We start from the raw sequence: 12,243 nt of genomic DNA on the forward strand, positions 1-12,243 counted from the left end.
TCTCAGCTCAGAGACCGAGATCGCTCAGAGACGGGTGATCTTCAGGTCTTGTGCCCTGTTGCCAGAAAAACAGGCGGTCTTTTTCGGCTATGGCAACATCGTTGATTGACGCCAGACGCCGCGCCATCAGCCCCTCGGCATCGAAAACCCAGTTCTCATTGCCATAAGACCGAAACCACTGGCCGGTACCATCATGCCATTCATAGGCAAAGCGCACGGCAATACGCGCATCGTCATGGGCGAACAGTTCCTTGATCAGGCGGTATTCATGCTCCCTCGCCCATTTCTCCGTGAGAAACGCGATGATCGCCTTACGTCCCTGAAGAAAGCAGTCCCGGTTACGCCAGACGCTGTCGGGGCTGTAGGCCAGAGCGACCTGCTCAGGGTTGCGGCTGTTCCAGCCATTTTCGGCACGGCGTACTTTCTGACGTGCCGTGTCATGCGTGAAAGGCGGCACAAGAAGAAGGCTCATCACATCGTTCCTTGACGGGCGATCAGGCAGCCCTGCGAAAGGCCCCTTCGCGAATGACGCTCTGAATGGCGGCGGTGAGCTTCGTCAGAGCGTCGGGGGTAATCGTGAAGGCTGGCGTCAGATAAACGATCTGGCGGAATGGGCGCACCCAGACGTCATGAGCTACAAGCGCCGCCTTGAGGCGGTTCATGTCATCGATTGAATCAAGTTCCACCACGCCAATTGCGCCCAGAACGCGCACGTCACGCACACCAGGCAGGGCACGGCACGGCTCCAGCTCTTCACAAAGCTGACGCGCAATAGCGGCGACCTGATCGAGACGCGACTCACGCTCGAAGATCTCCAGCGAGGCGCAAGCCGCCGTGCAGGCGAGCGGATTTGCCATGAATGTCGGCCCATGCATCAGCGCGGCCACAGGCGAATCTGACAAAAAGGCCTCGAATACATGGCGGCGCGCCACTGTGGCCGCCAGCGCCATGGTGCCGCCGGTCAGTGCTTTTGAAAGCGTGATGATATCGGGAACGATACCGGCCTGTTCGCAGGCAAACATCGTGCCGGTACGCCCGAAGCCGGTGAAGATTTCATCGAGAATCAGCAGCACATCGTGCTTGTCGGCCAGGACGCGCAGACGCGCCAGAACCTCGGGAGTGTGGAAGATCATGCCACCCGCCCCCTGAACCAGAGGCTCGACGATAATAGCCGCGATCTCATGATTGCGTTCGGCCAGCAGCGTATCAAGCGCGTCGATAAGCGCCTTGTCGCGCGGCAGATCGGCAAGCACCTGTTCGGGAAAAGCTCCCGCGAAAAGGCTGTGCATCCCTTCTTCTGGGTCGCAGATCGACATCGTGGCCAGCGTGTCGCCGTGATAGCCATCACGGAAGGACAACAGCTTTTTCCGCCCCGTCACGCCTCGATTGATCCAGTACTGGATCGCCATTTTCATGGCGACCTCGACAGCAACCGAACCGCTATCGGTATAGAAGCAGTGGTCAAGATCACCCGGCAGCAAGGCCGCAAGGCGACGCGACAGGTCTTTCACCGGTTCATGCACAAGACCGCCCAGCATCACATGCGGCATACGCTCGAGCTGCGCGCCTATACGGGCACGTATATGCGGATGGTTATAGCCGTGGCAGGCCGTCCACCACGAAGCAATGCCATCGACCAGTTCGCGCCCGTCTTCCAGCACGATTGTCGTGCCTTCAGTGCGCGTCGCGACCAAAGGCATCGGCGCGGTCTTCATCTGGGTATAGGGCAGCCAGATTTGCAGCAGGCCGGTCGAGATGTCGGTGCTCATGCAGGGCTGCCTTACTGCCCGCTATCCGGCTCGCGATCGGCGTCGTAAAGTACCTGAAGCACGGCACACCAGGGATAACGCGTATCGTAGAACTGCCCCTCGGCTGTCGCCAGGGCGCCGTTCGAATCGGTCGGCACATGGGTGAGCGACACCGTGTCGTCCACATTGCCGCCAATGATGCTCAGCTCATTGCCGAAAGGCGGGGCATTCTGATGCGTTGCCACCACGATGCCGCAATGCGACGGAAAGCCGTAGGAGGTCGGCAGCATGGCAAAAGTCACGCTGCGGCTCTTGCCACGACCGACACAGAGCAGATCGCCGAGCTGCGGTATGTAGGTCTTCGGGTCCTGGGCGCGCAGCCCGGTCGACTGGCCCGAGGCGGCGGCATTGATATAGGTCGAATGATTGGGCGAATAGGGAAAGCGGTCATTCGCGCCAGCGACGCGCATCACATAGGAGATGAATGCGGCAGACCACGCGTAATGCCCGTCATTCTCCGGGCGGAAGAGCTGGCCATCGGCATTGTATTTGCCGCTCCAGGAGACCTCGGTCTCATAAGGGTCCTGCCCGATCCACCAATATTCACCCACGCGCTGCCACAGACCGGGAATACGCTCCGGCTTGAGCGAGGGAACACTGGCATCGGGGCGCTCTTCCGGATCGTCATCGCTCACCGGCATGCCGAACATCCGCCATTCGCGCATGGCGATGGCTACGACATCCTGACGATTGAACGGGACAAAATTGCGCGAGGCAAAATCGGGCACATGGCCATCGACGCCATAGGGGCCGGTTCGGCCATTCGCGTATTGCGCCATGGGCGTTTGCGCGACGCCCTGGGCGACGGGCTGCACCGGCTCCGAACAGCCCGGGATCAGGCCCAGCAGGCCCAGAGCCGGCAGCAGACGCCAGGTCAGACGTGCTGAAGGCAGGCGGTTCGATGGCAGATAAGACAGTCCGGCGCTCATGATTTGTTCCTATTCCTCAAACGCGTAACGAGAGCCGAACAGCGCCGGTTCATGACAAGGAGATAGGAACGAGAGCGACCCTTCGGTCAAGTGCCGCCCTCTCAACAGCAAGTCAGCCTGCCAGATCGGGGAACAGGGCAGCCAGACCTTCGGCAGTGGCATCGCATCGCCCGCGCTCGGTAAGAAGCCCCGAGACGAGACGCGCCGGTGTCACATCGAATGCCGGGTTGGCGGCCCTGGTGCCTTTTGGCGTGACACGCAGACGCGCCGCCTGACCCTGCTCGTCGAGACCGTGCACATAGGTCACTTCCTCACCCGAGCGCTCCTCGATCGGGATTTCCTTCACGCCATCGGTCACGCGCCAGTCGATGGTGGAGGAAGGCAGCGCCACCCAGAACGGTACGTCATTGTCCTGTGCGGCAAGCGCCTTGAGATAGGTGCCGATCTTGTTGGCAACATCGCCCTGACGCGTCACACGGTCTGTGCCAACGATCACCAGATCGACCTCGCCATGCTGCATCAGATGGCCGCCAGCATTATCGGCCAGCAGGGTATGCGGCACGCCATGCGCGCCCAGTTCCCATGCGGTGAGCAGGGCCCCCTGATTGCGCGGACGGGTTTCATCCACCCAGACATGCACCGGCAGACCGGCATCATGCGCCATGTAGATGGGCGCAAGAGCCGTGCCCCAGTCGACAGTCGCAATCCAGCCCGCATTGCAATGAGTCAGGATATTCAGACGCTCCTGGCCCGGGCGACGCTTTTCCCAGAGGGCGCGAAACAGTTCCAGCCCGTGACGACCGATGGATTCATTGACCTGCACGTCTTCATCGCAGATCGCATCGGCCTCTGCATAGGCAGCTGCCACGCGGGAATCGGGCGAGAGCGGGCTTAGATGCGCGACCATGCGCTCGATGGCCCAGCGCAGATTGATGGCGGTCGGTCGCGTCTCGACCAGCATCGCTGCAGCCTCCGTGAGCCCCTTATCCGACGCATCCTTCTGAAGCGCGAAAGCAAGCCCATAGGCGGCCACGGCGCCGATCAGCGGCGCACCGCGCACCTGCATGCTGCGTATGGCATGGGCCACCTGCGCCTCGTCGCGCAGCGCGAGAATATCGAGCGTCCAGGGCAGTTTCGTCTGGTCGAAAATATGTACCAGTTCGGGGTCATGTGCGTCGCGCCAGACGCTGCGATAGGGCGTGCCGTTGATTTTCACGTGAATATCCGTCTTTCGGGCGTCAGGATCAGAGGCCTTCCATGTGGCAAATAAGGGAGAAGGACTCAAGTTATCTGCACGTTCTTTCCTGTTCTGCACGTAAAGTCTTCATGGATCTGACATGAGACAATTGCGTTCATGACGCATCCCACGGGTCGGGAGAGTGTTTTACGACCGCACCGATCCGGTCTATATTGAGGCTTGAGCAGAAGGACCTCGGGATGAGCGCACCGCAATGGCTGGTTTGGGCAAGGGATGTACAGGCAATCGCCCAGAATGGTCTGACCTTCTGCCAGAATCCCTATGATCGCGAACGTTATGAGCAGCTTCGTCTGCTTTCATCGAACATGCTCGCAGCCCTGAGCAACACGACACCCGAGCCCATTCTGACCCTTCTGGAAAATGAACGTGGCTATGCCACGCCCAAAATCGATGTGCGCGGCGCCGTCTTCAACGAACAGGGCCAGATCCTGATGGTGCGCGAGGCGATCGACCACGATCGCTGGACGCTGCCCGGCGGCTGGGCCGATGTGAACCTCACCACGGCCCAGAACACCCTGAAGGAAGTGCTGGAAGAAAGCGGCTATACTGCCGAGATCACGAAGCTTGCCGCCTTGTGGGATCGCGACCGGCAGGGGCACCCGCCCGATCTCTTCAGCTGCGCCAAAGTCTTTTATCTCTGTCGCCTGACAGGGGGCACGCCAACGATCGATAATCTCGAAACCTCCGGCATAGGCTGGTTCGATCGACACGATCTGCCGACTGATCTCTCTCTCGGTCGCCTGCAGCCATCTCAGCTCGCCCGCATGTTCGATCATTACGACCACCCCGAGCTGGCGACGGATTACGACTGACACCATGAGAGTTCTGACCGTTCTCCCCCGCCGGGAAGGCTATGCGCCGGACCGGGCGGGCGCCATCGCGCTTCTGGTATCACGTCTCGCCACGCCTGACGACATCGTCATCGGCACCGAGGTAACGGGCACGCCCCTGCCGGGCGGGCAGTTTTTTGCCATCACCGAGCCGGGCGGCCTGCATCGCTGGAGACGCGATGGCACGCGTTACCGCATTGCTTGCCAGCGTGAGATTCGTCGGCACAAGCCCGATCTCATCGAGGTGCATAACCGCCCTGCCCTCGCCTATGCCCTGAGCCGGTGCGGCATTCCCGTTCATCTCATCCTGCATAACGACCCGCAGGACATGCACGGCGCCAAGCGTCCCCGCCAGAGACAGGAATTGATGCAGCGTGTGCGCGTCTTCACCGTCTCTCTCTGGCTGCGCCGCCGCTTTCTGGAAGATCTGGATGACGGCCCGGTTACGGTCATGCCGAACTGTCTGGATCTCTCAACCCTGCCCGAACCACCGGCAGAGCGCGCCAAGCTTGTCCTGTTTGCGGGGCGCATGGTGTCGGACAAGGGCGCCGACGCCTTTGTACGCGCCTGGTCGGCCATCAGCGCGCAAGCGCCGGAATGGCGCGCCATCATGATCGGCGCCGATCGTTTCCGCTTCAACTCACCCCGCACGACCTTCGTCGATCGGGTCGAGACCGATGCGCGCGCAGCGGGCATCACGCTCTGCGGTTATCAGATGCATCATCAGGTGCTCGAGGCCATGGCCGCCGCGTCGATCGTGGTGGTGCCGAGCCGCTGGCCTGAACCTTTCGGCCTGACCGCACTCGAAGCCATGGCCAGCGGTGCGGCGGTCATCGCCTCGCCTCGCGGCGGCCTGCCGGAAGTGGTCGGAGACGCCGCCCTCCTCGCTTTGCCCGATGATGGCGATGCCCTTGAGCGGGCGCTGCTGCGCATGATCGGCGATCCGGCACTCAGGGCGGAATATATGGCCCGCGGACGCAGGCAGGCGCAGAAATTTGATCTCGTCGCGGCACGCCAGTTGCTGCAGAAAATGCGTGATCGCTCTGTAAAGAGCCGGAAATTCAGATAGATATCTGACTTTCACGCCGCATATTCGACACATTGAGCTCATTTAAAGTACGCCATCAGTATCTGATCGAGAGAAATCATGAACAAGACCCGTTTTTTATCCTCCATGGCGTTAGCATCTCTGGTTTCCATGCCTCTGGCTCATGCCCAGACTTCGGGATGCAACAACAATACTTCCGGCACCGATATGATCGGTCGCCTGGCCAACAAGGAAAACTGCCTGAACCAGCGTGTGGAAAACTGGCAGCAGAAGAACCGCGACGCCGCCGCAGCGCGCCAGAAAAAAATCGACGACCTGCGCGACAAATATACCAATGCTCCTGAGCGCGAGCGCGAGAAGATCCAGGGCAAGATCGAGGATCAGAAGAACAAGCTCAACCAGATCAAGGAAGAGCGCACCCAGAAGCTGGACCAGTTCCGTGCCGACCAGAAGGCGCAGCACGAACGCATGAAAGCGCTTTCCGACAAGACGAAGCAGGATTTCCGCAATCTCGGCCATCTGAACTGACAGCCCGATTGTCACGCCCCTGACCGGGCGCCCTCCTGCGTCAGAGCGCGGGAGGGGAAAGGTCGAGATTAAAAAAGACCGCACCCTATCGAATTCGCATGTCTCATGCCGAATTTCGAGGGTAAGACGGAATGCATGACGGTTTCTTCCCCCCTGCAGGGCGCTTCTCTCGCGACTTCTTTCTCTCGCGAGACCGAACATGGCCTGACTATCTCGCCCCGACATCGGAAGCGCGTGGTTCTGACCGGCGCATCGGGCGGAATCGGTATTCTGATCGCAAGGCGCCTGCTCGCCCTCGATTATCAGGTTATCGCGCTCTGCCGGTCAGCGCCGGCGATCGAGAACGATGCCTTTATTCACCTACCCTGCGATCTCGGCTCACCTGACGCACTGAGCGAGGCCTCTGCCCTGATCGGTGAAAACAGCGAGCCCGTTTTCGCCGTCATTCACTGTGCAGGCACGATTGCGCCATCACCCGTCGCCCAAAGCGATGAAGCCGCTATTGCCGATCAGATCGCTCTCAACCTCAGCGCGCCTATTCTGCTGACACGCCTGATGCTGCCTCTGATGCAAACGGTCGATGGCCCACAGAAGAGCCGCATCGTTTTCGTCAACTCGATGGCTGCGGTCATGCCGCTGGCGGGAAGTGCTGTCTATGCCGCCGCAAAAGCCGGGCTGCGCAGTTTTGCCCTCTCGCTCGCTCAGGAAGTGCGTTCGCGCGGCATTCTGGTCAGCACCGTTTTCCCCGGTGCCGTGCAGACCGACATGCTGACCCGCGAAATGCAGCAGGGCGGGTCGATGCTGAATTATGTCAGCACGCCCCTCGACCCCGATCTGGTTGCCAGGGCCGTGACCGATCAGCTTACCCGGCATCGGGAAGAACGGTTCCTGCCAGCGATTGATGGCACTTTCGGCCGGTTATGCATGCTGGCCCCCTGCCTGCTGCGCCTTTGTCTGCCGCTGCTCGGCCTTCTCGGTCGGCGCGGCTACCGAAAGGCCATGAAGCGGTAACGCAACCTCGGGCATGATAACGCGCAATTGACAAGGGCGGGTCACGACGGCAGGGACAGGGCATGACGCGTTTCGATCCGCTTCTCAGACAGGCCCTCGACTCTCTTGAGGCACGCGCCCTGCGTCGTCGACTGCGCCCCCTGCAACGAACGCCAGATCAGGTGCTGCGTCACGGGCAGGCCATACGCGATTTCTCATCCAATGATTATCTCGGCCTCTCGGGTCACAAAATGCTGCGCGAGCGTGCTGCCGACTGGGCCTTGCGCCATGGCACCGGGTCACGCGCGTCGCGACTGGTTTCGGGCACGCTCGACCTTCACGAGCAGGTCGAAACCCGGCTGGCCGCGTTTAAGGGCACAGAGGCTACGCTGCTTTTCGCCTCTGGCTGGCAGGCCAATGCTGCCGTCCTGCCTGCGCTGTTCCGCCTTGCGAAAGAACAGACCGGCGAGGCACCGCTTGTTTTTTGCGACAAGCTCAACCATGCCAGCATGCATCAGGGCTGCGCTGCCTCAGGCGTAAGGCAGATCCGCTTTCGTCATAACGATCTCGACCATCTTGAAGCCCTGCTCAAGCGCCACGCCGATCTGCCCGGTATGCGCTTCATCCTGACAGAGAGCGTGTTCTCGATGGATGGCGACACAGCCGATATCGCGGCGCTTTCAGCGCTCGCAAGACGCTATGATGCGTTCTTCTATCTCGATGAAGCCCATGCGACCGGCGTACTCGGTCCGCAGGGTCGCGGCCTCTCTCATGGTCACGAGGTCGATCTCGTGATGGGCACGTTCAGCAAGGCACTTGGCGGCATGGGTGCCTATATCGCCGGATCGCGCGCACTCTGCGACTGGCTCATCACGACGAGTTCCGGCTTCATTTACAGCACAGCACCCTCGCCCCCGATGCTGGGCGCGATGGATGCCGCGCTCGAACTCGTGCCCGGTCTCGACCCGCAGCGACACGCGCTTCAGCAGAATGCTGCGACATTGCGCGGCCTGCTCGGCGACGCCGGAATCAATACCGGGCTTTCAACCACCCAGATCGTGCCCGTCATTCTCGGCGATGAAGAAACGACACTCGCTGTTGCGGGCAGGCTGGAGCAACAGGGTTTTCTCACTATCGCCATCAGACCGCCTACCGTGCCACCCGGCTCGGCCCGGCTGCGTCTGGCCCTGAGTGCCGCTCATGACAGCACGGATATCACGCGCCTGGCCGAGGCGGTCATTACAGCCAGCCAGTCCCGCCCGGCATGAAGCTCGTCTTTGTCCATGGCTGGAGTTTTGACGCCAGCTTCTGGCGCCCGCTTCATCAGGCGCTCAACCAGCCTGACGCGCTCTTTCCCGACCGTGGTTATGGCGGCGCCCCTGCCCATATCGCCCTGCCTGAAGAACCGTATTTCCTGATTGGCCATTCAGCCGGGGTGCTTTGGGCATTGACCCGATCCCTGCCCGCCTGTCGGGGAATCATCGCCTTCAACGGTTTCTCACGCTTCAGCCAGTCGGCGGATTTCGCACCGGGCATACCCGGACGGGTGGTCACACGCATGCGTAGCCGCCTCGCCAGCGCGCCGGAAGAGACGGTCACGCAGTTCAGACGGCAATTCGAGCCGTTTCTGCCCTGCGCTGCCACGCTCGACAAGCAGGCGCTCGAAACCGGGCTGACCGAACTTCTCGACGCGGATGGACGCGACCGAGCGCGTGAATGGGGCCGCGCCCTGACCGCCATTCATGGCGCGCAGGACCCGCTGATTTCGACCGCCATGCATGAAGCCAGCTTTCCCGAGGCAACACGCCTCGTGATGGAGGGCGGGCATCTTCTGCCGGTCACCGCTCCCCGCGCCTGCGCGGCCCTTATCGACGATATCCTGAAAGCCGCCTCATGACCGATGCGCGCAGCACGATTGCATCGCGGTTCGACAGCGCCGATTTCTATGAAGAGGCCGCGCGTGTGCAGGCCATCGCCGCCTCTGCGCTCGCTGAGAGGCTGACGGCGCTTTATGCAGATCGCCCGGCTCCGAAGCGTATTCTCGAACTCGGCTGCGGAACCGGCATTCTCACCCGCGCCCTGCGCAGGCTTTTTCCGAAAGCGAGGCTAACGGCAATCGATCTCTCTCCCAGAATGGTCGAGCGCACCCGTCAGGCCGTGCCGGATGCTGTCGTTCGTGTGATGGATGCCGAGACACCAACGCTAGACGGCTCTTTCAACCTGATCTGCTCGAGCTTCTGCATGCAATGGTTTACCGATCGCAAAGCTGCCTTCCGGCGGCTGGCCCGGTTGCTGACACCGGGCGGCAGGATCGAGGTCACCACGCTCGCTCAGGGCAGCTTCGCTCAATGGCGGGCCTCCTGCGAGGCGCTCGGTCTGCCCTGCGGCTTTCCGGATTATCCGGCGCTGCCTCTCTTGCAGACCGAATGGCCGCACGCGCTTCGAGGCCAGTGGACGGTCACGCTCCTTCGCGACCCAGTAAGATCGGCACGGGATTTTCTGCGTGATCTGAAAGCGATTGGTGCGACCACCCCCAGAATCGGCAGCACGCCTCTGCCCGCACGCGATCTGCGCCGGGTCATGCAGCATTTCGACAGGACCGCAGACAGCATGGATTATCAGGTCGCTTTCGGCTCTGCCGAAAAACAGGCGCGTTTTTTTGTCACCGGCACCGACACGGGCATCGGCAAGACCCTTGTCTCTGCCATTCTCACCAGAGCCCTCGGCGCCACCTACTGGAAACCCTTCCAGACCGGGCTGAATGAAGAGGCGGGCGATACGGCAGGTGTGACCACTCTGGCGGGGCTGACGCCGGATCGTGTCATCCCGCCTGCCTATGCGTTTCAGGCCCCCCTCTCACCGCAGGATGCGGCAGCGCTCGAGGATATAATCGTAAGGCCGGATACGCTGACACTGCCCGATACGAACAAACCTCTGGTCGTTGAGGGCGCTGGCGGGTTGATGGTGCCGCTCAATGACGACACGCTGCTGATCGACTGGCTGGCCGGCCTCGATCTGCCGGTCATTCTCGTCTGCCGCAGCGGCCTTGGCACCATCAACCACACATTGCTCAGCCTCGCCGCCCTGCGTGAACGGGGCATCGAAACCGCCGGAATCGTGATGAGTGGCGTACCGAACGCGGGCAATCGTGCCGCCATCGAACGCTTTGGCAAGATCGCGGTACTGGCTGAAATTCCACTTCTCGACGACGTCACACCAGAGCGTGTCGCCATCGAGGCGGAAAAACTCGCCCTGACGCTGGGCGTGCAGGGCGCCTGATCGTCAGCCGGGGAAAAAGCGTGGCAGGTCCTGAAACTGCCAGCCGCAAACGCGCCCACGCTGCCCGGTGGCATCAGGGGGGCCTTCATAACCCTCGACGATATTGATGCTCGTCTCATAACCCAGATGCGCGGCCAGTTCCGCCGTCTGCTGCGAGCGCATACCCGAGCGACACAGGAAGAGCAGCGGCGTATTCAGCGAAGGCACGGCCTCACGCAGCGCCTCGGCAAAACCGACCGCGTCATACGGGTCCCAGCTCAGCGCGATCGCCTCCTTGTCGAGCGTGCTCAGATTGGGCAGGCCGACAGCTTGCCACTCACCCGGCGTACGCACATCGATCAGAACGGCATCCTTGTCGGCGCCCAGACGTTCCCACGCTTCGCGCGCTGAAATACAGTCGACCATCGTTTTTCCTCATTTATTTTACATGTCGCGACGTTAAACTCTGAAACCGCAGACGTATAGGATGGAATGCAGATGACCACGCAGACCCCGAATTCTCCGCTTTCTTCGGGCATTATTCCCGGGTGGAAGCACCCTTCCGATGGCATGATCGGTGCGATTGGCGGCACGCCGCTCATCCGCCTGAGACTCGCTTCCGAGGCGACGGGCTGCGACATCTACGGCAAGGCGGAATTCATGAATCCGGGTGGTTCGGTCAAGGACCGTGCCGCCCTTGCCATCATTCTCGACGCCGAGTCACGCGGTGTGCTCAAGCCGGGCGGCGTGATCGTGGAAGGCACGGCTGGCAATACAGGCATCGGGTTGACCCTCGTTGCCAAGGCGCGCGGCTATCGCACCATCATCGTGATGCCTGAAACGCAGAGTCAGGAGAAAATCGATTTCCTGCGTATGATCGGTGCCGATCTGCGCCTGGTGCCTGCCAAGCCATTCCGCGATCCGGGCAATTACGTGCATGTCTCGCGCCGTATTGCCGAAGAAACCGATAATGCGGTCTGGGCCAACCAGTTTGACAACACCGCCAATCGCGAAGGCCATCGTGCGACCACGGCAGCAGAGATCTGGCATCAGCTCGACGGGAAGATCGACGCCTTTACCTGCGCCTGCGGCACGGGTGGCACACTGGCTGGCGTTGCCCTCGGCCTAGGCGATCTGGCCGAGCAGGCCGGCCGCAAGCGCCCCGAGATCGTTCTGGCCGATCCTGAAGGGTCGGGTCTGTATGGCTGGGTCAAATCCAACGATCTCAGCGTCTCTGGCGGTTCGATCACCGAAGGGATCGGGCAATCGCGCGTGACGGGCAATCTTGAAGGCGTCACGATCGACGATGCCGAGCGCATTCCCGATACCGAAGCTCTGGAGCAGATTTTCTCGCTTCAGGATCGTGAGGGCATTTCGCTGGGCGGTTCGGCCGGAATCAACGTGGCCGCCGCGATTCGCGTGGCCAGACGCCTTGGTGCGGGGCATCGGATTGTAACAATTCTCTGCGATGGCGGCGCGCGCTACCAGTCCAAGATCTTCAATCCGTCCTTTCTGCGGGCAAAAAACCTGCCGACCCCACCCTGGCTCGATTGAGACAGGGTTTCGCAACTTGTGACGGAGTGAAACACCCTCT

General features: G+C 61.3%; 13 protein-coding genes. 8 read left to right on the top strand and 5 right to left on the bottom strand.

The window, feature by feature from the left end; genetic code table 11:
- Nucleotides 1-7: 7 nt before the first annotated feature.
- The 4 genes from AAID99_RS10615 to mtnA all read right to left on the bottom strand — a co-directional run bounded on the left by AAID99_RS10615 (nucleotide 8) and on the right by mtnA (nucleotide 3,953).
- Nucleotides 8-472 (bottom strand): nuclear transport factor 2 family protein, encoded by a 465-nt coding sequence (locus tag AAID99_RS10615; protein WP_188425556.1) that lies wholly within the window; start codon nucleotides 470-472, stop codon nucleotides 8-10.
- 22 nt (nucleotides 473-494) lie between these two features.
- Nucleotides 495-1,769: an adenosylmethionine--8-amino-7-oxononanoate transaminase gene (locus AAID99_RS10620; protein ID WP_498493818.1), complete on the bottom strand. Its 1,275-nt coding sequence runs from the start codon at nucleotides 1,767-1,769 to the stop codon at nucleotides 495-497.
- 11 nt (nucleotides 1,770-1,780) lie between these two features.
- Nucleotides 1,781-2,737: a DUF2272 domain-containing protein gene (locus AAID99_RS10625; protein ID WP_188425554.1), complete on the bottom strand. Its 957-nt coding sequence runs from the start codon at nucleotides 2,735-2,737 to the stop codon at nucleotides 1,781-1,783.
- A gap of 112 nt (nucleotides 2,738-2,849) precedes the next feature.
- Nucleotides 2,850-3,953: an S-methyl-5-thioribose-1-phosphate isomerase gene (gene mtnA / locus AAID99_RS10630; RefSeq protein WP_498493819.1), complete on the bottom strand. Its 1,104-nt coding sequence runs from the start codon at nucleotides 3,951-3,953 to the stop codon at nucleotides 2,850-2,852.
- A gap of 221 nt (nucleotides 3,954-4,174) precedes the next feature.
- Between mtnA and AAID99_RS10635 the strand changes: the two genes are divergently transcribed.
- The 7 genes from AAID99_RS10635 (at nucleotide 4,175) to bioD (ending at nucleotide 10,670) form a co-directional block, all read left to right on the top strand.
- Nucleotides 4,175-4,807 carry an NUDIX hydrolase gene (locus tag AAID99_RS10635; RefSeq protein WP_498493820.1) on the top strand — a complete coding sequence of 211 codons (633 nt, stop codon included), beginning with the start codon at nucleotides 4,175-4,177 and terminating at the stop codon, nucleotides 4,805-4,807.
- Nucleotides 4,808-4,811: 4 nt separating this feature from the next.
- Complete coding sequence (locus AAID99_RS10640; RefSeq protein ID WP_498493822.1) at nucleotides 4,812-5,894, top strand: glycosyltransferase family 4 protein; 1,083 nt, start codon at nucleotides 4,812-4,814, stop codon at nucleotides 5,892-5,894.
- Between the two features lie 78 nt (nucleotides 5,895-5,972).
- Nucleotides 5,973-6,401: a hypothetical protein gene (locus AAID99_RS10645; protein ID WP_188425550.1), complete on the top strand. Its 429-nt coding sequence runs from the start codon at nucleotides 5,973-5,975 to the stop codon at nucleotides 6,399-6,401.
- Nucleotides 6,402-6,536: 135 nt separating this feature from the next.
- Nucleotides 6,537-7,412, top strand: a complete 876-nt coding sequence (locus AAID99_RS10650) for an SDR family NAD(P)-dependent oxidoreductase (protein WP_188425549.1) — start codon at nucleotides 6,537-6,539, stop codon at nucleotides 7,410-7,412.
- Between the two features lie 62 nt (nucleotides 7,413-7,474).
- Entirely contained in the window at nucleotides 7,475-8,659 is a 1,185-nt protein-coding gene (locus tag AAID99_RS10655) for an aminotransferase class I/II-fold pyridoxal phosphate-dependent enzyme (protein ID WP_188425548.1), read from the top strand.
- On the top strand, nucleotides 8,656-9,288 hold the full coding sequence (locus tag AAID99_RS10660) for an alpha/beta fold hydrolase (protein WP_498493824.1): 633 nt from the start codon (nucleotides 8,656-8,658) through the stop codon (nucleotides 9,286-9,288). The genes AAID99_RS10655 and AAID99_RS10660 overlap by 4 nt, the downstream gene beginning before the upstream one ends.
- Nucleotides 9,285-10,670 (top strand): dethiobiotin synthase, encoded by a 1,386-nt coding sequence (gene bioD, locus AAID99_RS10665; protein ID WP_498493825.1) that lies wholly within the window; start codon nucleotides 9,285-9,287, stop codon nucleotides 10,668-10,670. Before AAID99_RS10660 ends, bioD begins: the two co-directional genes overlap by 4 nt.
- 3 nt (nucleotides 10,671-10,673) lie before the next feature.
- Here bioD and AAID99_RS10670 read toward each other — a convergent pair whose 3' ends face one another.
- Nucleotides 10,674-11,075, bottom strand: a complete 402-nt coding sequence (locus AAID99_RS10670) for a rhodanese-like domain-containing protein (RefSeq protein ID WP_188425545.1) — start codon at nucleotides 11,073-11,075, stop codon at nucleotides 10,674-10,676.
- A gap of 144 nt (nucleotides 11,076-11,219) precedes the next feature.
- Between AAID99_RS10670 and AAID99_RS10675 the strand changes: the two genes are divergently transcribed.
- Nucleotides 11,220-12,203 carry a cysteine synthase A gene (locus AAID99_RS10675; RefSeq protein WP_188425838.1) on the top strand — a complete coding sequence of 328 codons (984 nt, stop codon included), beginning with the start codon at nucleotides 11,220-11,222 and terminating at the stop codon, nucleotides 12,201-12,203.
- The last annotated feature ends 40 nt before the right edge of the window (nucleotides 12,204-12,243 follow it).

It is taken from the genome of Asaia sp. Ae19-3 (genome assembly GCF_059801175.1).

Bases quoted from the DNA above. Each gene is read 5' to 3' on its own strand.
- AAID99_RS10615 (WP_188425556.1), bottom strand. From the start codon at position 472: ATGAGCCTTCTTCTTGTGCCGCCTTTCACGCATGACACGGCACGTCAG.
- AAID99_RS10620 (WP_498493818.1), bottom strand. From the start codon at position 1,769: ATGAGCACCGACATCTCGACCGGCCTGCTGCAAATCTGGCTGCCCTAT.
- AAID99_RS10625 (WP_188425554.1), bottom strand. From the start codon at position 2,737: ATGAGCGCCGGACTGTCTTATCTGCCATCGAACCGCCTGCCTTCAGCA.
- AAID99_RS10635 (WP_498493820.1), top strand. From the start codon at position 4,175: ATGAGCGCACCGCAATGGCTGGTTTGGGCAAGGGATGTACAGGCAATC.
- AAID99_RS10640 (WP_498493822.1), top strand. From the start codon at position 4,812: ATGAGAGTTCTGACCGTTCTCCCCCGCCGGGAAGGCTATGCGCCGGAC.
- AAID99_RS10645 (WP_188425550.1), top strand. From the start codon at position 5,973: ATGAACAAGACCCGTTTTTTATCCTCCATGGCGTTAGCATCTCTGGTT.
- AAID99_RS10650 (WP_188425549.1), top strand. From the start codon at position 6,537: ATGACGGTTTCTTCCCCCCTGCAGGGCGCTTCTCTCGCGACTTCTTTC.
- AAID99_RS10655 (WP_188425548.1), top strand. From the start codon at position 7,475: ATGACGCGTTTCGATCCGCTTCTCAGACAGGCCCTCGACTCTCTTGAG.
- AAID99_RS10660 (WP_498493824.1), top strand. From the start codon at position 8,656: ATGAAGCTCGTCTTTGTCCATGGCTGGAGTTTTGACGCCAGCTTCTGG.
- bioD (WP_498493825.1), top strand. From the start codon at position 9,285: ATGACCGATGCGCGCAGCACGATTGCATCGCGGTTCGACAGCGCCGAT.
- AAID99_RS10670 (WP_188425545.1), bottom strand. From the start codon at position 11,075: ATGGTCGACTGTATTTCAGCGCGCGAAGCGTGGGAACGTCTGGGCGCC.
- AAID99_RS10675 (WP_188425838.1), top strand. From the start codon at position 11,220: ATGATCGGTGCGATTGGCGGCACGCCGCTCATCCGCCTGAGACTCGCT.